Below are 20,802 nucleotides of genomic sequence, written 5' to 3'. Positions count from 1 at the left end.
AGTGGTTACACAACAACCGTTCTGCAATACGGTTGATGCGTGGATGCAACCACTTCTTTGGACAATCAGGCATCAGCCTCCTCGTTGAGGACTTGATGGAAGGCCGCGACGGCGATGTCGATTTCGTCGCGTTCAATGGTGAGCGGCGGCAAGAAGCGCAAGGTGGTCGCCCCCGAGGTCATCACCAGCACGCCCAGCGCCATCAGCCGTTTAAGAATCGGCTTGGATTTAATTTTGAGTTCGACCCCAATCATCAATCCGCGTTGGCGGAAGGCGCGAATTTGGGGATGGCTTTGCTTCTGCAAACCCTCGAGGAAATAGCGGCCGCGTTCCTCCGCCCTTTGGGCGAGGTTGTCCCGTTGCATCACCTCAATCACGCGCGTGGCGACGGCACAAACCAAGGGGTTCCCGCCGAAGGTAGAACCGTGGCGCCCGATGGGCACTTCCACATGGTCGGCCACCAAAATCGCGCCCATGGGCAAACCTGAAGCAATGGCTTTGGCGAGGGTGAGAATGTCGGGTTTTAGGTCGTAGTGTTCACAGGCGAAGAAACGCCCGGTGCGGCAAAAGCCGGTTTGGACCTCGTCGACGATCAACAAGGCACCGTGTTCGTCGCACAAGGCACGCGCGGCGGCGATGTATTCGGGATCGGCGGGATAAACGCCGCCTTCGCCTTGAATCACTTCCAGGAGCAGCGCGGCCGTCTCGCCATTCACCGCCGCCCGTAGGGCTTCAATGTCGTTAAAGCGCACGTGTTGAAAGCCGGCAACCAGCTCGCCGCAGCCCTCGCTCAATTTTTTGTTGGGCGTGGCGCTCATGGCACCGTAGGTACGGCCGTGGAAGCCGCGCTTGGCGGTAATGATGGTTTGTCGACCGGTGCTAATGCGCGCGAATTTAATCGCACCTTCTACCGATTCGGTGCCGGAATTACACAAAAATGCGCGGTTCAAACCGGCCGGTGCCACGGAAACCAGGGCCTTGAGAAAGGCGGCCTTGGCATCGTTGTGAAAGAAGCCGGGGCAGTTAATCAGTTTGGCGGCTTGTCCATGGAGCGCGTCCAACACGTCGGGATGTGCGTGGCCGAGGTTACAAACGCCGATGCCGGCGATGCAGTCCAAGAAGCGTTTACCCGCTGAATCGAACAGCCAGGCGCCTTCGCCGCGTACGATTTCGAGACCGCGCTTGCCGAAGACATCCAGTTCGTGGTCCGTGTAGGCCTGCTGGATTTCGGCTGATTCCATAGGGGTTAACATGGTTGGGGTTGACATTCAATCACCGTCCCTTCGCCTGCTAGTGCATGGCTGATTGGTTGCGGCCCTCGCCCGTCGGCAATCACGAGCCGCGTGGCGCCATTTTCGAACAAACGGTTTAAGGCGGTCAACTTGCGGCGCATGCGTCCTTCCACACGGGTTTCCCATTGGCGCAATTCTTCGGCGCTTAAACGGGAAACCAGAGACCCCGGATCATCCATGTCGCCCATTAAGCCGGGCGCTTCAATGAGTTGCACAACGTTTTGGGCTTGGAGGCTTTGGTGGAGTAGGGCGACGATGTCGTCGTTTTCACTGTTGAGCGGGCGACCGTCTTCGTCGGCGATGGGAATGCTCAGAACGGGTGTGTAACCGTCCTTCAATAGCGTCCGCAGAAGTTGGTCATTGACGGATACGGGTTTGCCGGAGTGGTCGCGCAACACCATTTTTTTGCCGTCGACGCGGGTTTTAATGCCGCGGTTACGGCGGCCCTGGATTAAACCACCGTCGAGACCGGTCAAACCCACGGCATTGACGCCGGCTTGGCGGCACCAGGAGACCATTTTCTTGTTTTGTAGGCCGGCGTAACTCATGAAAATCAGGTCGATCATGTGTTCGTCGCTGAACACGGAGGTGTGGCCGGAAAGCGAGGTCACGGTGCGCACCTCGCGGCCGAGTTCACGCGCCAGTTGGTTGCGCACGGCATTGGCGCCGAGTACCACGATTTTGGGGCCGTCGATTTGGGCCAAATCCTCGGCCACGCCCTGCAGGTTAATCGCGGCGCCGCCGCCCACTTTGATGATGGTTAATCCGGTGTTCGTCACAGGAACCTCTTCACGATGCGTCATTTATGCCGCCCACTGGACGCCGTTGCCGAGGGGGAACCACTTCCCATCCAAGGGTTGGGAGCAGAAGGTAACGCCGTCGGCGTCTTCGCGGCGGTACAAGGTGAAGTAACGCGGATCTTCACCAAAATCGTTGGTTACGTAGAAACGGCGGCCGTCACAAACAATGATGTTCATGCCGCGCACGTAGTCGCTGCGGCGTCGAATGATGTCGGTTGCCTTGCGCAGGGCGGCGTCGGTATCGCCGCGGTCAAAACGCCGGATGAAATTAAAAATCTTTTCGGCGCCGATGCGTCCCTCTGATTTGATTCGTACACCGTGGAGTTCACCGTTAAAAATGAACACCTTTTCGCCGTCGCTGAAGGGCATATTGTTCTCAAGAAAAATGCCCTCGTTGCGAAAGGCGCTGCGCGCGTGAATCATCAGACAGGTGGTTTTGCCGAAACCGGTCACATCGTGTTCCCAAATGGGCTCGATGTGGCGGTAGAAGCGCCATTGGCCGTTTTCCAGCCAGGCCATGCCCCAGCCGTGGCCCTGAAATTCCTTGCTGGCCTTGGCCATGGCGGCAAAAGGCGCGAGCTGTTCTTCAATGGAAAAAGGGGTGCTGCTTCGACGAGCAAAAATGCGACACATGACGCGCTCCTACACGGGATGCAGGCCGGGGAACGCCAGCGCGGTCGTTTCCTCGAAACCCATCATAATATTGAGCGCCTGCACGGCTTGGCCGGCCGAACCTTTCATGAGGTTATCAATGGCGCTGATCACCACCACCCGATCCGACGACGGGTCTTTTTCAAAACCGACATCGCAGTAATTGGTCCCGGCAAGGAGCTTGGGTTCGGGGAAGCGGTACAAACCGTCGCGTTCCTTGACAATGCGCACGAAAGGTTCATTGCCGTAGGCGTCGCGGTAAATTTTCCAAATATCTTTTTCGGTAAGGGATTGATTGAGAAACACATGGGAGGTGGCCATGGCGCCGCGCACCATGTCAATCGCGGTCGCGGAGAAGTGGACGGACGCCTTGTCGGCGACACTCAGCTCGCGATTAATTTCGGCGACGTGGCGGTGGCCGGTGGGGCTAAAGGAACGCAAGCACCCGGCACGTTCCGGGTGATGCGAGCCCTCATTGGCGCGATTACCGGCTTCGCTCGAACCGACTTTCACTTCAACAACCGTGTTTTGGGGGAGAACCACACCGGCTCGGTAAAGGGGGAATAAACCGAGAATGGTGGCGGTGGCATTGCAGCCGGCACAAGCGACACGGCGTGCATCGCGAAGGGCTTCGCGGTGCAGCTCGGGGATGCCGTAGACGAAGTCGGCTAGCAAATCAGGCCGCGGATGGTTGTTGTGGTAGTAGAAGCGATAGGCGGCTTCGTCGCGAAGCCGGAAATCAGCGCTAAGATCGATCACACGTGGGGCGAGCCCGGCGTAACGATCCCAATTTTTTGCCGCTTCCCCGTGGGGGAGACAGAGAAACAGCACATCGCAGGCGTCCAGTTGCGCCACCGAGGTGAACTTCAACTTGGTAACCCCGCGAAGGTTGGGGTGTGCTTTGGCAACCAATTTACCGGCAAAACGTTCGCTGGTAATTTGGGTGATCTGCACATGGGGGTGGAACAGGAGCAGGCGGACCAATTCGCCGCCGGTATAACCGGAGCCGCCGACAATGGCGACGCGAACGTCAGACATGGGCCACCTCCGCGGCACCCTGGCGGGCGCGTTCGAGGGTATAGGCGGCGATGATTTCGGGGATGTTCACGCCGGTGGTGGCAATGCTGTTTTTGAATTCCATGGTGTCGTTAATCTCGTTGACCAACAAACCGCGGTCACTTTCAAATAAGTCAACGGCGATGATTTCGCCGCCCACGGCCCGCGCGGCTTGTAAACAAAGGGTTTCCAGCTCGGGGGTGACGGGACAATTGGAGGCGACGGCCCCCAGCGCGGTGTTGGTTTTCCAGTGGGAACTGGTGCGGTAAATGGCGGCGATACAGCGATCGCCGACCACAAAGGCGCGAATGTCACGGCCTTGTTTTTCAATGTATTCCTGCACGTAAAAAATGCTGTGCTGGTAGGAGCCAAGGGTCGCCTTGTGCTCTAAAATCGCCTCGGCCGCCTCGCGGTCGTTCACCTTGGCAATCAGCCGGCCCCAGGAACCGGAAATGGGCTTTAGCACGGCGGGATAACCCAATGCTTCAATCGCCTGGAGTGCGGTTTCCTCGGTAAAAGCCACCCGTAATTCGGGTTGGGGCACACCTGAAGCGGCCAAAGCCAACGAGGTTCGCAACTTGTCGCCGCATAGGTCGATGACCTCGGCGGTATTGACACAGGGCACGCCGGCCGATTCAAACAAACGCACGGCGTTGAGGTTGCGTGAGTGACTCAGGCTCCGGGCCAACACAACGTCGACCTCCATCGGTTTTCGTTGCGGCTGGTACACCAAACGGCGATCATCAATCAAGCTCAAAGACACGTCGGACAGGGCCTCAAACGCCTGTACCAGGGCCTTTTCTTCTTTTCGAATCACTGAATGTAACAAACCAACACGCATCGTTCACTCCACGCTTCACAATCTTTGGGCGCCGATTTACTGGCCCCAGTCCTCGGCTTCCTGCGGCGCTTCGCGCAGGGTAAAAGGCGCAACCGATGCAACTTCCAATTCACAGCCGCAATCGTCACAATCAATCAACTCACCTTGCAGGGTGGTACCGTCGAGTTCAACATCTGCACCACAAACCACACACTCAACCACGGTCACGGTCGTCGTCATGGGATCACCTCTCAATCCATTGTGGCCGAAAGGGTCAGCCCCGTTCGGCATAAGCGGGAAGATAACAACGCGGATTGGCGAAGGGAATTTTTTATAGAAAAAAGTCAAAATTCAAACACAAATGTTTAAAATATAAATTTTCTCGATTTAATTACAAGCGGGGACCCCATGATTCGCATCGCCGACGCCATCGAAGAGCTCCTACAAACCAACGATTTCTTGGCTTTCGGGCTGCACAAGGATCTTTTGAACCTCAGCCAACTGGCCCGTTACCTCCAGCCGCTCATTGAGGCACGCACCCTCAAAGAGGTTCAGGTTTCCGCCATCCAAATGAACCTGTCGCGCATTAAACGCCGCAAACAAACGGTGGTCGCCTCGCCCCTCGCCGATTTCTATATCGACAAAATTAACATCCATACGGATTTGGTTTCTTTTACGGTGGCCAAATCCAATCAGGCACACCGCGACCTTAACGAGGTCTACAACACGGTGCGGCAGCGCGGTGGGTTTATGACGATCACGGAAGGCATCAGCGAGATCACCAGCATTTTGGAAAAAGACCACTTCCCCATCGCCCAAGAAACCATGCGCGATTCGCTCAAACACGTCCACCACCAACTGGCTTCGGTCGGGGTGAAGTTCAACGAAAAGTTCCTGGAAGTGCCGGGCGTGTTGCACGCCATGTTACAAATGGTGGCGATGCAGGGCATTAATGTGTTGGAGGTCTCAAGCACGGCCACCGAGTTCATTATTTACATTCAAAAGGCGCAGGTAAACCTAGCCTTTGAATCGATTCTGACCCGATTCGGCAAAGACCGCCCCAAACAGCCGTGGTAGAGGGGTTACTTTCCCCTCGCGCTCGGGTAAAATCCATGGGTCGGCCCGCCTATCTCACCAGAATTCGCGGCGATTCGTTCGCAACCGACCATCTGGTGAGAAAGGCGGGCCGGGGTCTATGAACAAGGCCATGCGGGAAAAACCGCAACCCAGGCACGCCGCCGTCGACTAATACCAAGACGGTCGCGTCACCGACCCAAACACAACAAGGGAGACATCCATGAGCGAAACGCCCAAAAAACCCGAAGAACAAGCCGAAGCAGCGGCGGCCCCGGCGGCAGCCGGCCAGGAGACGCCGGTCTTTCCAGAACCGGAAAAAATCCCCGCCGACAAATTGGTCGAGATCGAATTGATCGAACCCTCCCAGGCGGTTACCCCCGAGGTCATGAAACCCGTCGCCTCCGCTTTTAAAACGCTGTGCAAGTACGCGGCCTCGCTGGACGCCAAAGGCATTCAAGGCAGTGGCTGGGGTTACACGCTGAAAGTTCGCAAAAAGAAATAAAAAAAGCGGCGCTGAAGCGCCGCTTCACCTTTATATCAAATGGATGGGTCGACTTACTTGGCGTCAACCAACTTAACGTCGTAGCGAACCAACTCGTTTTCACCATCAACGGTTTCCATGGTGTACGCTTTGCCGTTGCGGAACACCATACGCGCGAACGGTCGATTATCACGCTCGGCCTGGCCAAGATACTCACCGCGCGGGCTGAAGATATCAACCACCCCTTTGCCGGTAACCAAGTTGGAATCAAAGATCACCAAAATGTGGCCGTCTTCCATCACGACAATGCCGTTAACCGGCGGCTTGACGGGCGGTGGCTCTGCTTTTTGAACGGCACGTCGCATCACCGCCGGGGTAATGATTTCCTGAAGCTGCGGGGGCAACTGGGTCATCAAAATCTCGTAAATGGGATCGGCCACCGCGGTGATTTCTTCCTCGGTGAACGGCAACGGCTTGTATTTGCGGGAGATTTCCAGGGTTTTGTTCTGTTTGGCATCGTATTGGGTAATTTGGTACTGCCCGTTTAGCGCGCTGTAGAAATGACCTTCGCTGTCGAACGCCATAATACCGGCAATCCCATGCAAACCGATGCGGATGCGGTCAGCCATGAACTCAACCCAGTAGTTGGCCTCGCCGATGCGAGCGGGGTTAATACCCATCATTTCGTATTGCGCCACTTGAATCAGAGGCTCGGACTTCTCGTCCATCAGCCCATTGAAAACAACCATGGTCTGTTTCTGCATATCCACGTTCACCTTGTTGGCGAACTTTTTTGATTTATCCGGTGCGTATACCACGCCTTCCAACAGGCCCGTCAGTGTTTGCGTTTGGGTGCGGTCTTTGAAAACCATGCCTTTGTCATAATAGTTGACGGTCACCATGGGTCCGACAAGTTCGTGAACCATGGCAGTGCCGTCTGGGAAAATTTGCAGGGCCTGCGGCATTTGGAATTCGCCGGGGCCGGGGCCTTGTTTGCCGACAACCCTGGTAAATTTGCCGTTTTGGTCAAACTCAAGCACACGTCTTTCGCGGGTGTCGAGCACGTACATCATGCCGTTGTGATCCGGCTCGACACGGGCGGTGGGACCCACCCACAGATATTCGTCGCCTTGGTCGGCGGTTAAGCGCAATTCCTCGGTGAATTTCAGCGTTTTGACCTTGCCTTTCGGCTTGGTACCGTTTTCAATCCGTTTCACGGGCTCCATGCCAAACAAAGAAACGGTGGTCAGTAGACATACCAGACATAAAATGATGCGGTTCAAAGATACCCCCAGAAGTTCCGAAAAAATGGTGTTGTGTGACCGACACAATTACCCAGGCGTGGTTCGTTTTCTAAAGCGGGCCAAAAAAAGTGATTTTTTTTTCGCCTACGAGCACAGCTTGCTAGTAGCGGACTGTCCAGGATCCTTACAAAAAGGTTCCTCTTTTTCTTCAAACATCACCATTCAATACACTTATACTCAGCGCTTGATAGGTAACAACACCCGTGCGGCGACCATGACTTGATGAAAGCGGGCGCGATCTCCGCCAAAATCGGGATGGTGGGTACGGACCAATTCGCGAAAGCGTTGTTTGACGGCACCTGGTCCGGCATGGGGGGTTAGCCCAAAAACACGCAGCGCCTCGTCACGACTTGAACGCGTGGCTACCTGCTGATGAAAACCGCGAATCATATCAATCACATCTTGGCGGTTGGTGCCGCGGCAATGGTCCCAGTCCAGGTAATAGGTACGCAGGGGGTCTTCCGGCGCGACGGCGCGGGACCCGCGCGACATAGTGACAAGGGGTATCAGGCGAATTGACAAACAATGAATATGCAGGTCGGACACACCGTCTTGACGCAAGCGATCCCGCAGTAGGTACAACAGATGGAACAAAAGAAAATGTTGCCGAAACAATACCAGTTCATCGTCCAGCGAACCTTCGAAATAGACCAACCCTTCCAACTCCAAGCGTTTGAGTAGATCATATTCCTTAAAGCCGGCCGGATGCTTTTCCAAAATCGCCCATAGCAGTTCCAGCAACACCTCGAGGTCGTGTTCCAAGTCAAGCCAGGGTTGGTGGGGTTCCGCGGTCATGTGAGACGGTCCAGGTTGGGATAAAGCCATCCTAACACGACCAGGCCCCCCGCCGCGGCGGGGGGTTCCTCATCGCGGTCTATAACTCGGGGATGGGCAACGCGGCCTTGCGTGCATCAGCCACAAGGATTTTCGCTTGGGCGGATTCCCCTTTGAAGTGACACCAGGCGACCCGGCGCAAAACGGTATCGGGGAAGCCGCCCCACATATGAGAAACCACGTCCTCATGCACGTCTCGCATGGCGTTCGCTTGGAGAACCTCCTTAAAGCGAGCCGCTTTGACGGGATCCTGCTTGTGATGTACGGCCCAACCCATCAGACCGGCACGTTCCGGCCAGCGCGACAAGTAATCCCATTCAAGCTCAGCCGCTTTGCGCACATCGGGATCGGCATGAATCCGCGCGGCCAGAGGGTGGTCCGCCGCCAACAAGGTGTTCAACAAGCGCCCCTCGGACAGGGTATTTTTGGTTTCCGCGAAAAGGGCGGCATATTCGGGGACCGTTTTGATCAAACGACGATGGGCGACAAAGTAATGGCTGTTGATTCGCGCACGTAGGGTTGCCAGCGAGGGATGTTTGCGATAGGCATCCGCGGAAAGCGTTAAAACCTGGGCGTCATCCACGTCTTCGCCCATCAAGGCCCGCGCCCGCTGAATCGAACTCAGGGAACAGGCGGCCATGACCGACGTCAGTGATCCCCGTGTTTTGGAATCGGCCATCGCCTCGTTCATTTCTTGAGCGGCGGCGGCCCTACCCTTCAAAATATGCTCAGGATAGGTCCCACTCATCGACATCGCCAGGAACTGTTCGCGCCCGGTTTCATCCAGCTTCACGGTGCCCAGCGCCTGTCGGAGGCGGGTAAGACCGGCCACATCATTCATATAGAAGTAGTAGGAATCGAGTTCATCGTATGGCTTCTGGTTTTTGGGTGCCAAAAGCACGGAACGCTCCCAGTAGGTCACGGCCTTGGTGAGATAATCATTGGCGGCGAGATCTTTGCGAAGCTCGGCCGGTCCATAGGTCTCGGTAATTAAGTAATCTAACTGATCGAGTTCCAAGGATTCACTGAAGACGCGCAAATCCAGTTCTGCCTCCAGCAACTGGGCAACCCCAAGTTCGCGCATCGCCTCGGCGGTATTGGTGAGCAAGATGGCGTCCGAGGGATTCAGAACAATGGCCTGTTCCATCAGTGCCGCGGCTTTTCTGAGTTCTTCGATATCGCCGCTAATCCCGAAAAGCTGACGCCAAATAAGCGCGGCGTTGTTGAGCACGGTCACATCCGCACCCGGCTCGCCATAACCTTTGAGCGCTTTTTGAAGGAATTTACGCGCCCTCACCTTGTCGCCGGCACGCATGGCCAAGGAAGCGCGGGTTTCGTCACGAGAAATGCGCACCTGTTGGTTTTCGGGGTCGGCGAGGTCCAACCAGTGAATTTTGTCCTCAAGATCCGTGGCAAGCACGGAACGCAGGTAGGCGGCGCTATAACCGTTTGCTTTGAGGGTAGCGCTTTCATAAGCTTCCTCGCAGAGGGACCGTGCCCAAGTAACATCGCCCACTTCCCGCGCGGCCGCGGCAACGTTCAACAAGGTGAGATCATCGCGCGCTTTACCGGCCACCACCGCTTCAAAAAGCGCGCGCCCTTCTTTCTCCCGACCCAGCCAGTATTTTACCTGACCAAGGAATAAGCGGTATTGTTGGTTATCACCCATGATGCCGCCGATGGCGAGAAAGGTTTTTTCGGCGGCTTGCAGTGATTCGGTGCGGGCGTCACCAACCCGCGCCCGTGCTTGATCCATATGCAGCAGGCCCAGCTCAAGCGCGGCCGGCACCAATTCATTGGCCTTCTCCAGCCGTTGGCGGGCAGCCTTCAGGGTAGGCTCGCGTTCAGCCCCCTTGTTGATGTAGTTTTGGACCAAAAGCTGTTGCCCGGCTTCATCCAAGGGTTCCAATTTTCGGTAAAAATCCTCGGGCCCGTGGCCGTTTTGCAAAAGCTGGAGTTGGCGCTCGGTGAAGTTTTGCCATTGACGCTCAAAGGCGGTGGCGGCGGCGGAAATTTCCGGCAAGCGCGGGGTCACATAATCATTTAATAAAGGAAAAGCCGCCTGGGATTCGCCGTTTTCCAGAAGAATTTGCGCCAACACCCAAGCGCCTTCACGGGTACCCAACTGGTCCTTGGCCGGCTCTAGGTAGGCGCGTACGCGCCCCGGGTCCCCGGCATCGCGGGCTTGAAAGGCCAGCATTTCGGCGGCTTCCGGGTTGGCGGGGTCACGTCGATTCCATTCGAGAAGGACGGCTTGCTCCATTTCGGCAAGGATTTGGTTTTCCGCGTCGGCGGTGCGCAAGGCGCGAATGACCAGGAACGCTTGGTCCGGTTGGGCTTCACGCAGACGATGCGCCAGCGCCAAACCTTCACGGGCAAAAATTTCTTTGTCGAGAAGCAACCGTGTGTCGACCAAATTTTTGAACAATACCAATTGCTCGGCAGGCGGCAACCCCGGAAAGGTTTCGCTCAAAACGGGACCGAGGATCTCTTTAAGCTGTTCATTTACCCCTTCGACAAAACCGAAGCTACCGTGAATATCACGACAGGCCCGCACCGCATCGAGCCATTGTTCTTCGGCGACACGGGTTTCTAGCGCGGCAATGGCACGGTCGGCTTGGCGACGCGGGTCATCGTGGTAATCGCGCCACAAAAAGGTCCCAAAGGAACCGACCAACAAGGCGGCGATCAACAGGTTCCAGCCCTTGGCCAAAGGCGAGAGGGGAACCTTTCCGATAAAAAACCAACCGTTGCTATTGGGGTCGTCGGCTACCCGATACGCCCCAAAGGAAAAAAGGGGAAGCAACAGGAAAACCAAACAATGGGTTTTGACATAAGTTCCGGTTTCCATATCAAGGTCACGGCGGCCGACCACATCGAGGCCGATTCCGTTAAAGGTAAACAATGGGGGGACGCTACTGATCGATTTCATTTCGGGGAAGCGGTCTACAAGCTCATTTTGGTCCATGTGGTTCCTCGCCAGGTCAGTCGGTGGCCCGCACGACATGGAGCAAGGCCCTACCCTCAACGCGCGACGAACGACCAAAAACAGCAGAAAAACCACCATAAAAAACCAAAACGGATCCGTGGCACTATGAATTGGCCAAGCCCGGAACCACCGCCTCGGCCCATGCTCTCAAAGAGGTGTTGGTTTTTTAGCGATAATGCCTATTAACCACAGAGATAGGTGCCGGTGCCGACGGCCAATAGATCGCCGCGGTCGTTGTGAAACTCCATGCGGGTGACGGCCACTTTGTTGCCGGTTCGCAAGGGGCAGGCGCTCGCCAAAAACCATTCACCGCGGCCGGGGCGCAGAAAGTCGACGCGTAAATCGATGGTGCCCAGCTTGGAAATGGCCTGCATTTCCTCGTTGGTGGGCTCCCCGTTGAGTCGGCTAAAGGCGCCGGTGAGGGCCACGCAGCCACCGGCGACATCCAGTACCGAGGTAATCACGCCGCCGTGCAAAATGCCGTGAATGTAGTTGCCGACCAGTTCGTCGCGCATCGGGACCTTGAGCACCACCTTGTCGATTTCAAGTTCCATCAACTCAACACCTAAAAACCGGTTAAACGGGATGCCTTCCATAAAGCGGCGCACACCCTCGAGGATTTGCTGTTCCATCCGTCGTTCCCCCCAAAAGAAAGTGATTCACTTGAAGCATAGAACAGCATTCCACGAACATCAAAAGCTTCTGGGACGGGCGCGGGTTTCGGACCTTTTCGCCCCGGATGTTTTGATGTCTCAATTTCTGACGGGTCGTTCACTTTTATCTCTTGACAAAGTGCGCCCTCTTAACCCAAAAAGCCGGCCCCGAAGGACCGGCTTTCCATTAAATCTTTATCAGCCCGCGGGCGGAGGGTCCGCCCGCGGGTGAAAACTGTCTGTGAATTAGAAACGCAGCTGCGCGCTGAAGCGAACACTGCGCGGCGTTTGGTAGTACTCAGGAAGACCGAAGTTGGGATCGGGAGAACCGTTGTCTTCCTCAGCCGTTTCGTTAACCTGGGTCACGGTGTCGAAATCAAAGACGTTGAAGATATCAACGCGCAGGTTGATTTGGCCGTTGCCGATGGAGAAGGGGTATTGGGCGCTGGTGTCGAAGCGGGTCACGGTAGAGGTGGTACCCAAGCTACCGCGCGGTTGCAATACACCGTCAACGTAGAAGCTTTCTTGGCCGTAGAGGGCCGCGAACTCGTCGGTGGGGTGAACGCCGAAGGCGTTTCTGGGACGACCGGAGCGAACGCTCAGGTTGGCACCCAAGGACAAGCCGTTGTCGAAGCCATAGGCACCGAACACCTTGAAGTTGTGGCGACGGTCGTTGGGCAGGTTACCGCCACCGCCGTCCAACAGGCCGGGTTGGTCGAAGTTGGTGGTGATACCGGCGTCGTCCTGACCGTTGTCGGAACGAACCCAACCCTCGTAGTTACCGTAGGAGTGCGACCAAGTGTAAGAACCTTGAACCATCCAGTTGTCGGTCCAGGCACGTTGGAAGGTAAATTCAACCGCGTAGTAGTCACGCTCGGCCTTGGGGTAACCCAGCTCAGAACCGCTGAGGGTGATTTCTTCGAACACACCGTCGCCGTCCACATCAGTGGAGAAGGTCAGGTCGGTGCCGGGGTTGGTCAGAATGTAGTAGTCGAAACCACCGGCAAAATCGCTGATACCAAAGTTTTCTTCAACGTAGCGGTTGAGGGCGGCGTCTACAGCGATATCTTCGATGGCTTCACCAAGAGTACGGTGAACACCGCGGATACCAACAGCCCAGTTTTCAGAAACCTTGGTTTCGTAGCCCAACACAAATTCGTCTTGGTACATAGGCTCAACGGAAGTGTCGAGGATTTCAGAAGTGTCGGGAACGGTGCCGTCACCGAAAACGGAAGACTGAACCAGATCGCCTTTGATGGGCGAGTCGTCACCGTTGATGCCGTTTAGCACGTAATAGTCCTCGGTGAAAAACTCGGCGCCGGACATACGGATGTTGGTGTTAGAGGCAATGGGCAGGTAGTAGCGACCGTAGTTGACGTAGATCTTAGAGGAGCTATCACCCTTGGGGTCGTAAATGAAACCAAGGCGCGGGGCCAACTGGTTACTGACTTTGATGAAGGTTGAACCTTCCGCGTTCATGTTGTTGAAGGTTTCGTTACGAAGACCGAGGTTCAAGGTCATGTTGGGATTGATCTGCCAAGAGTCTTGGACGTAAAGCGCGGTGGTTTCAACTTCAAACGAACCGCCGTTGCGGAAAACGCGCTCACGCACAATTTCGGTACCGGCGGGAACGCCGAAGTCGTTGCCTTCACCGGCCAACTCGTAACGCCACCAGATGTCGCCGGAGTAGTTTTCGTTGTTAAAAGAGGTGTTGGTTTCGTAATCGAAACCGGCACGGATGCTGTGGTTACCAACATACCAATCGAAGTCGAGACGCATGGCTTCGCGCTCGTCGTCAGCTTCAACCACGGTGCGGTTCACCCAGCTACCCAGGTTAAGGTTGGTGCCGGTACGACGGTCGGTAATGCGGGGGTTGAGATCCAGCGGAGAAGAGCTGGTGCGGTCGAATTTGTTGATACCGTATTGGGCGGACACGAAGAATGTCGGCGAAATGGTACCGGTGTACTTGGCGATGATGTTGTCACCGCCGCGTGAGTGGGTGGCGTTACCGGCGAAATCGCCGCGGCCGACGCCGCGAGCAAAGTCGAAGTTGGTTTGCTCGCGATCCTGCTCATCGGAGAAAACGGTGACTTCAATGGCGTGTTCGGGGGTTACGTGCCAGTCGAACTTGGCACCCCAAAACGCGTCGTCAGACTCGTAGGTACGGTCTTGGTCAACGCGGGTATCTTGGCTTTCGGTACGACGGGGGTTGTAGAGCAAGTAGAAAAAGGCTTTGTCTTTAACAATGGGGCCGCTGACGTAGAGGTTCAGGTCGGTTACGTCGCGGTCTTCAGCGGAGTTGGTGCGCTGGTAGGTGTCGGGGCTCTGGCTACCGAGGGCCTCGGGCTCCCAGAAAAAGGTCAAACCGTAGTGGAGGTCGTTGGTGCCGGACTTGGTTACGGTGTTGATGACACCACCGGTGGAACGACCGAATTCAGCCTGATAACCACCGGTTTTAACCTGCAGTTCTTCCAAAAATTCGAAAGGAACGGTGCTGCCGCCCAAACCGTTACGGAAGTTGGTGGTGTTCAAACCGTTAACCAAGTAGGCGTTTTCAGCAACGGAAGAACCACCGATGGAAGCCAATTTTTGGCCACCGTGCAGGTCTTCGGTTTCAAAAGATTCGTCGCCCTCGGTCGCGCCGGGCGCCAACAGGGCAACCGCGGTTTGGTCGCGAACAACAGGTACGCGCTCGACGAGTTCGGCGGTGCGAACGTTCAGGCCGAAGGTGGTGGAGCTGGTGTCAACCACGGACTCTTCCGCGGTAACGGTGATGACTTCAGAAACGTCACCGGGCTTGAGGACCAGGTTAAGGGTGGTTTTGTCGCCGATCCCGATGTAAATGTCGGTTCTTTTGGCGGTTTGGAAACCAGTCATGGTCGCGGTCACCGTGTACGTACCGACGGGCAAGGCCGGGAAACGGTAAGAACCGCGATCATTGGTGGGCATGCTGCGATTCAGGCCCGTTTTTTGGTTTTCTACGTTCACCACAACGCCGGGCAATTCGCCGCCGTCGGGGCTGGTCACGGTTCCCTGCAGGAACCCGTGGGTGTTGTCACTTGCAAAAGCGGTAAGGCTTGCGCAGGCAAACAGTACGAAGACCCAACTTCTCCAGTTACTTTTTGTGGTCAGACTCATGAAAAAGTCCTCCTCTTTGTATTTTCCAAGGCTTGCGTTCAAAAACGTCTTGGACACGGCGTGAATCAGCGCCCAAGTGTCCAGGAATCGGTGGTTCCGCGTGGGTCAAGACACAGGGTTCCCGTGCGCGCCCTAAACGGCGCGTGCGTCATACCCTCATTTAATAAAAAATTGACCCAGTAGCGAAAATCAGCAAAAACCATCTACCGTCTCTCGAGGCACCCATCCTCGAATCACCCTGACGGCGGGTACGGTTTCAATTCCGATCCAATCAGACCCTCCCACATGCCCTTGTGTATACCGCATGGCGAAGGTCTGGAAAACTTTTCCAGGACGGCACGAAAAACATTCCACGATCCGCCACATCAGCCGCGATGAAAGGACACGACCAAATTTCACGATGAGCGGGGTTTAGGAAATTGAATGACATCAATGCACGGATATCCTGAAAGAGCTTTTTCCTTGTAAAGATCCAAACTCCAAATTCACCTAAAAAGTTTAGATTTTTTTTACTTTTTTTGGTTTTGGCTGCCGCGCGAGTCCTCGACAGCGCATTATGGGGTTTGGAAAATCGTTGAAAGCGGTCGCAGCTTAACACACTCCACGAAAAAAGGACAAGCCACCATAAAATGAGCCCATCACCACCCAAAACACCAACACAGGTTTATTTTTACCAACTGCTTACATTCAAAGAAAAAACCAAACTCGCTCCATTTGGGAGAATTTATTATCAAGCAAAAAGAAAGCTGCGACGACAATACAGGGTCAACATGACGCCACAACCCACCCCCCTATGCCGCATCACAAGGTCAGACACAACCCTCTCCAACTTTCAAGGGATACTCATTTCATAGCGCAAATTTTTTTTTAAGTCAGAACGCTTTTCTTTTCCTTGATCCCTCACCCACGAATGGGGTCGATTTGGCTATAATGACGAGATTGCTTTGTCTAGCCCACTACGATCACAAGGGTTGTCGCTCTATGAGGCCTTTTCCCAGCCAAAATCCTGAAAATTTGCCGTTTGTCCTTTGCGGTCCCATGGTTCGCGCCTGTCGTCCGCGCGCGGTTTCGGTTTGGTTGGTAACCCGCGCCCCCGCGCGTATCGATTTGGAGATCAACCAACACGACGGCCCCGTCGTGGCCACGGGCAGCAGAGACACCATCCAGCTGGGTGCCTTCATGCATGTGGCGGTGGTCACCGCGGTACCCACTGAGGCGCCGCTCCAATCGGCGACGACCTACACCTATTCGCTCAAGTTTCACGACCTATCCACGGGCGCCACCCTGGATTTCGCCGCGGCGGTGGACGACCTTGCCGGGCTTTGTTACCCGCCGTTTAACCTGCCCAGCTTTGTTTTGCCCGCGGACAAGGTGGAGGACCTGGGAATTGTTTACGGTTCTTGTCGCAAGTCCCATGGGGAGGGTCGCGACGCCTTGGCCGGTTTGGACGACATGCTCGCCCAAGGTACCGCGGACCCCCGCGCCCGCCCGCAACAGTTATTGCTCCTGGGCGACCAAATCTACGCGGATGACGTCAGCGACGCCTTGGCGGTGGTCATCGATCAGGTTTCGCGAGATTTGTGCGGCACGGTGGAGCAACTCCCGGTCAAATACCGCGAGGATGACTTGCGCGTGGGGAACCGCGGGCGATTGGCCAAAAAACACGGCTTCACCAGTTCCTACGCCCGCAACCATCTCTTTTTCCTGCGTGAGTACATGGTCATGTACCTGATGGTTTGGAGCCCGGTCTTGTGGCCGGAAACACTGCCGACCTTGGCGGAATGCCACCGCATCGCCGGCGGCAAAAAACGCGAAAAATTTGAAAAGCAGCGCACCCAAGTCGCCTTGTTGCAAGCGGGCCTAGCCCAAGTCCGGCGCGCATTGGCCAACATCGCGAGTTACATGATGTTCGACGACCACGAGATCACGGACGACTGGTACCTAAACCGCGAATGGACGCAACGCACCGCGGCCGACCCCATGGCACGCCAAGTACTCACCAATGGGTTGATCGCCTACGCATTTTGCCAGGGCTGGGGCAACCAACCCGAGGATTTTGAGCAGGGTCCGCAATGGGCATTGCTTGAAGGGAGCAGCAAATGGGTCGCGGCCGACTACCCGAGCGAACAGCAGAAACCCTTGCAGGACTTGGTCGGCATACCGCCGGCAAATGAGCGACTGCACAACTTGGACCGGGATCCCGCCAAAAGCTGTCGCTGGGACTACCGGGTTTACGGCCCGGCCCACGAAATCTGGATGCTGGACACGCGCACCTGGCGCGGCTTTCCGGGCAAACGGGGTACGGACATTCCCGATTTACTCGGCGGACACGGCTGGTCCCAATTGGGGGAACGGGCCCGAGCCGAGAGCGAAATCGTGCTGGTGGTTGCGCCTACCAATGTTATCGACCTGCCCCACACGGCCTGGGCCAGCAGAATCGTGGCAAAGCTGACATCGGTCTACGACAGCGATTACGGCGATTCCTGGGAAGCGCAAACCGAGGCATTCGAACGGCTGCTGGGGAACCTTGCCGCCAATGTTTACCAGGAAGGCGGGCAGCAGGCTCTGGCGATTTTAAGCGGCGACGTTCATTACGGCTTTTGCGCCCGCATCCACTACGCCGGCCGACACCCTTTCGCCGCCGAGCCGGCCCCCGCCGGCGCGCGTTACGAAACGGTGATGGCCCACTTAACCAGCAGTTCGTTTCGCAACAAAAACAGCTTTACGGAATTGTTCCACACGCGCGGCTACTGGCCGCCTTTGCCCTGGGTTTACGCCTGGGCCGGCTGGCACAAACGCCCAAAATTCCGCCACACCTCGTGGCGCGGTCGTTTCAAAGCTTTTTTCCAAAGTTGGCGCACGCGCAACCCCAAGGCGGAACCACCGCTGCTCAATTTGGAGAATTTGCCCCGTGAGGTGCGCGTCGATCCCTTGCCGGACTGGCGCTACCGCATCGATTTTCTGGGCGGGCACCACCCCTCCCCGGAGCGGCTGAACAAACCCTACCCGGAACTGATTCAAACGACGGGCCGCGACATCGTGGGCAACAATAATTTTGGATTGCTGCGGTTCCTTTGGCCGGAAATCAAACAAAACCGCTGGATCCGCCAAGAGTTGTGGTGGTACTCGGAAAACGGCGAAATCGCACCGCTGACGCAGTTTGAGGTCCCGCTGGCATTCGGCTTGGACGAACCCTTCCCCCTGCCCAAACTCCCGCAGGAAGAAGAGGAAACCTAGCCCGCAATGATTCCCATCATTGCACCGCAAGGGTGCGTACCGGTTCTCGACGCCACACCGCAACGCCGAAAGGTCGGCTTCGGTTCGCGCTTGGTCACAACCTTTTTACCCACAGCTATTTAAAAACCTAACGATCAATGCCGGCAAGAGATAGGGGCAAACAGGCGGAATGGCGCAACGCGGCGCCGTCAACCGTCGGCAAAAATCCGCGCCAGCCGAGCTTCCTCGCGTTCGCGAACGGCTAGGGCCAAAGGATCGATTCGCCGCAGTTTGTGAATCGCCTGGTAACCCCGCCACAAAAAGCCGGTAATCAAATCATCGCCGCGCACCCGTTGAAACTCGTGGAGTGCGAATAACCCGGCGCCGATGCCGAAACGACGAAAGATTTTGTGGGCCAAGGTCAGACATTCCAGGGTTAAGGCGATCTGTTCCTCACGTTCGCTGAACCGGCCCATCTCACGGTAGGCCCGTTCGTAAAGCGCCATGTCGAAATCAACCGGTGCATCCAGTTCCAGCAACGCGTGGGTGCAGGCCTTATCGAGCTGAAGCGTCAAGGTTTGCAAGCGAATCATGCGCTTCAAACAACGCACGATGTCCCCGCCCAACACCTTGCTGATGTGGTCGGTAAAACGCCGGAAGGCCTCGTCGCGCGCCTCGGTGTCGTCGGTATTGTAAACCTCGCCGAAGAAGTAATCGCAGGTGGTGCGGTACATGCGCTGCTCTGAGAAGTCGCGATAGGTTTCGTGGAGCCTGCGCGATTGCAGCGCTTTGAGCGCCATGTGGCGTTCGTTGAACTCAGGATCGGACATGGTCATACTTCCTCACTTTGACCTAAGAAGCGCGATAAGCGTGAGGGATTTTGGCTAAAAACCTGGAGCGAAATGGCTTGGAAAAAGCGGACCGGGGTCGCGCACGACGCGCACCCGTTGGCCCTGAGCATTTTTACAGGCCGTTGCAGCCCAGAGGTTTAGTCAAAATCGCCGCGAGTTATCGCGCTTCTTAGGTTTGACCCTGCTAGCCAGGGGACATGCGAACCTCAGCTAGTTTGCCTCAAAACCGCGGACAGGCCAAGAAACGGCTGTCAGGGCAGGCGGCGCGGGCCCAAAACCGGACCTTTCGTCCTATACCGATTGGGTTGCTGATTCACCCTGATCGTGCTACCTTGGCGCTATTGCACAAAACCCTGGATTTTCACCCGCGCGACCCATTGCCAACCCACACAAACAAACGATTCGTCGCCGAGGAAACGGTGTTCTATGAATGAATGGTTTTACCTGATCAGAGAAATCGTCGGTTGGCTGGTGTTAACCGCCGCCGCGTTGCCGTCGGCCTATTTGGGCTTGTTGGCACTCGGCGCGCTGCTCCCCTACCGACGCGGCAAAAAAGGCGAACCCGCCAAAAAAATCGCGGTTGTGATCCCGGCCCATAACGAAACCATCCTGATTGAGGGCACGGTCACCAAAGCACTGCAGCAGGAATACCCCAAGGAAGCCTATTGCATTTACGTGATTGCCGATAATTGCAGCGACGATACGGCCGAGAAAGCCGAGCGCGCGGGCGCCCGCGTACTGGTCCGCTCGGACAATCCCGGCAAAGGGCAAGGCCTCAACGCGGCCTTTACCAACTTGCTGCAGGAAGACTGGGACGCCTTCCTGGTCATCGACGCCGATACCGAAATGCATCCGCAAGCGCTGGCCCGCATCAGCGACGCGCTCCACGACGGCGCGGCGGCCACCCAACTCTTTTACGGCGTACTCAACCCCAAGGACACGATGCGCACCGTCGCGATGGAATTCGCGCTGTCCTCGTTCAACGGTTTGCGGCCGCGGGGTAAAGCACCGTTCCGCATTTCCTCCGGCATCTTCGGCAACGGCTTCTGCCTCTCCCGCCAAGTGTTGACCGAGGTTCCTTACCTGGCCCATTCAATCGTCGAAGATTTGGAATACCACCTGCGCCTGCTCGACGCGGGTTTCCGTGTCCGTTTCATCGACGACGCCTGGGTTAAAGCGCAAATGCCGATCACCGCCAAACAGGCGGAATCGCAACGGGTGCGCTGGGAACGCGGGCGCATGCAAATGATTAAAGCCCACGCCGGCCGCCTGTTGGGCAAAGCCTTTCGCGGCAACCTAACCGCGTTCGAAGCTTTTATCGACGTGGTGATGCCGCCGGTGAGCGCCATCGCCATGTTGCTGATCATCGCCTTTGTGATCGGTCCGATGTCGGTCCGTTTCGCCGCCCTGGGTTGCCTGTCCCTGCTGGTGATCCACTACGGACTAGGTAGCCTTAAGTACGGCAGTATCAGTGGCTTAATCCGCATCGCCTTTTATCTACCTTGGTACATCGTTTGGAAAACCTGGATCGTGGTTTCCTCGCTGGTGAAGCAACGCACCCTCGGTTGGGTGCGCACCAAACGCCACGACGAAAACAACGAAGTCGAGGAATCTTCCTAATCCATCCATCCCACGCGAAA

At 56.3% G+C, this 20,802-nt stretch carries 16 protein-coding genes; 4 read left to right on the top strand and 12 right to left on the bottom strand.

What is annotated here, in order from left to right:
- Window positions 1–65: 65 nt before the first annotated feature.
- Genes J3U88_RS24410 through lysW form a run of 6 tightly spaced genes read right to left on the bottom strand, consistent with a single transcriptional unit; the run spans window position 66 to window position 4,859 of the window.
- Entirely contained in the window at window positions 66–1,268 is a 1,203-nt protein-coding gene (locus tag J3U88_RS24410; RefSeq protein WP_207861615.1) for an aspartate aminotransferase family protein, read from the bottom strand.
- Window positions 1,247–2,071 carry a [LysW]-aminoadipate kinase gene (locus J3U88_RS24405; RefSeq protein WP_207861614.1) on the bottom strand — a complete coding sequence of 275 codons (825 nt, stop codon included), beginning with the start codon at window positions 2,069–2,071 and terminating at the stop codon, window positions 1,247–1,249. The genes J3U88_RS24410 and J3U88_RS24405 overlap by 22 nt, the downstream gene beginning before the upstream one ends.
- Window positions 2,072–2,095: 24 nt before the next feature.
- Window positions 2,096–2,725, bottom strand: a complete 630-nt coding sequence (locus tag J3U88_RS24400) for a class II glutamine amidotransferase (RefSeq protein WP_207861613.1) — start codon at window positions 2,723–2,725, stop codon at window positions 2,096–2,098.
- A gap of 9 nt (window positions 2,726–2,734) precedes the next feature.
- Window positions 2,735–3,781 carry an N-acetyl-gamma-glutamyl-phosphate reductase gene (gene argC, locus J3U88_RS24395; protein ID WP_207861612.1) on the bottom strand — a complete coding sequence of 349 codons (1,047 nt, stop codon included), beginning with the start codon at window positions 3,779–3,781 and terminating at the stop codon, window positions 2,735–2,737.
- Entirely contained in the window at window positions 3,774–4,640 is an 867-nt protein-coding gene (lysX, locus tag J3U88_RS24390; protein WP_207861611.1) for a lysine biosynthesis protein LysX, read from the bottom strand. The genes argC and lysX overlap by 8 nt, the downstream gene beginning before the upstream one ends.
- Window positions 4,641–4,676: 36 nt before the next feature.
- Window positions 4,677–4,859 (bottom strand): lysine biosynthesis protein LysW, encoded by a 183-nt coding sequence (lysW, locus tag J3U88_RS24385; protein ID WP_207861610.1) that lies wholly within the window; start codon window positions 4,857–4,859, stop codon window positions 4,677–4,679.
- A gap of 168 nt (window positions 4,860–5,027) precedes the next feature.
- Here lysW and J3U88_RS24380 point away from each other — a divergent pair, with 168 nt between their 5' ends.
- The gene (locus tag J3U88_RS24380; RefSeq protein WP_207861609.1) at window positions 5,028–5,696 is read left to right on the top strand and encodes a hypothetical protein; all 669 of its coding nucleotides are present in this window, start codon (window positions 5,028–5,030) and stop codon (window positions 5,694–5,696) included.
- Window positions 5,697–5,916: 220 nt separating this feature from the next.
- Window positions 5,917–6,198 carry a hypothetical protein gene (locus J3U88_RS24375; protein ID WP_207861608.1) on the top strand — a complete coding sequence of 94 codons (282 nt, stop codon included), beginning with the start codon at window positions 5,917–5,919 and terminating at the stop codon, window positions 6,196–6,198.
- Between the two features lie 53 nt (window positions 6,199–6,251).
- Here J3U88_RS24375 and J3U88_RS24370 read toward each other — a convergent pair whose 3' ends face one another.
- The 5 genes from J3U88_RS24370 to J3U88_RS24350 form a co-directional block, all read right to left on the bottom strand.
- A complete protein-coding gene (locus tag J3U88_RS24370) occupies window positions 6,252–7,460 on the bottom strand; it encodes a 6-bladed beta-propeller (protein WP_207861607.1) in 1,209 nt (402 codons plus the stop codon).
- 198 nt (window positions 7,461–7,658) lie between these two features.
- Window positions 7,659–8,276 (bottom strand): DNA-J related domain-containing protein, encoded by a 618-nt coding sequence (locus J3U88_RS24365; protein ID WP_207861606.1) that lies wholly within the window; start codon window positions 8,274–8,276, stop codon window positions 7,659–7,661.
- 79 nt (window positions 8,277–8,355) lie between these two features.
- The gene (locus J3U88_RS24360) at window positions 8,356–11,283 is read right to left on the bottom strand and encodes a tetratricopeptide repeat protein (RefSeq protein WP_207861605.1); all 2,928 of its coding nucleotides are present in this window, start codon (window positions 11,281–11,283) and stop codon (window positions 8,356–8,358) included.
- Window positions 11,284–11,486: 203 nt separating this feature from the next.
- Window positions 11,487–11,936, bottom strand: coding sequence for a thioesterase family protein (locus tag J3U88_RS24355; protein ID WP_207861604.1), 450 nt, complete (start codon window positions 11,934–11,936; stop codon window positions 11,487–11,489).
- Between the two features lie 267 nt (window positions 11,937–12,203).
- On the bottom strand, window positions 12,204–15,095 hold the full coding sequence (locus J3U88_RS24350; protein ID WP_207861603.1) for a TonB-dependent receptor: 2,892 nt from the start codon (window positions 15,093–15,095) through the stop codon (window positions 12,204–12,206).
- Between the two features lie 1,038 nt (window positions 15,096–16,133).
- Here J3U88_RS24350 and J3U88_RS24345 point away from each other — a divergent pair.
- A complete protein-coding gene (locus J3U88_RS24345) occupies window positions 16,134–18,332 on the top strand; it encodes an alkaline phosphatase D family protein (protein WP_207861602.1) in 2,199 nt (732 codons plus the stop codon).
- A gap of 188 nt (window positions 18,333–18,520) precedes the next feature.
- Here the strand turns inward: J3U88_RS24345 and J3U88_RS24340 are convergent, their stop codons facing one another.
- Entirely contained in the window at window positions 18,521–19,141 is a 621-nt protein-coding gene (locus tag J3U88_RS24340) for an FFLEELY motif protein (RefSeq protein WP_207861601.1), read from the bottom strand.
- Window positions 19,142–19,588: 447 nt separating this feature from the next.
- Between J3U88_RS24340 and J3U88_RS24335 the strand changes: the two genes are divergently transcribed.
- Complete coding sequence (locus J3U88_RS24335) at window positions 19,589–20,782, top strand: glycosyltransferase family 2 protein (protein ID WP_207861600.1); 1,194 nt, start codon at window positions 19,589–19,591, stop codon at window positions 20,780–20,782.
- Window positions 20,783–20,802: the final 20 nt, after the last annotated feature.

This window comes from Acanthopleuribacter pedis, assembly GCF_017377855.1.
GTDB classification, from domain to species: domain Bacteria; phylum Acidobacteriota; class Holophagae; order Acanthopleuribacterales; family Acanthopleuribacteraceae; genus Acanthopleuribacter; species Acanthopleuribacter pedis.
This window is presented reverse-complemented; position numbering and strand designations above follow the sequence as displayed.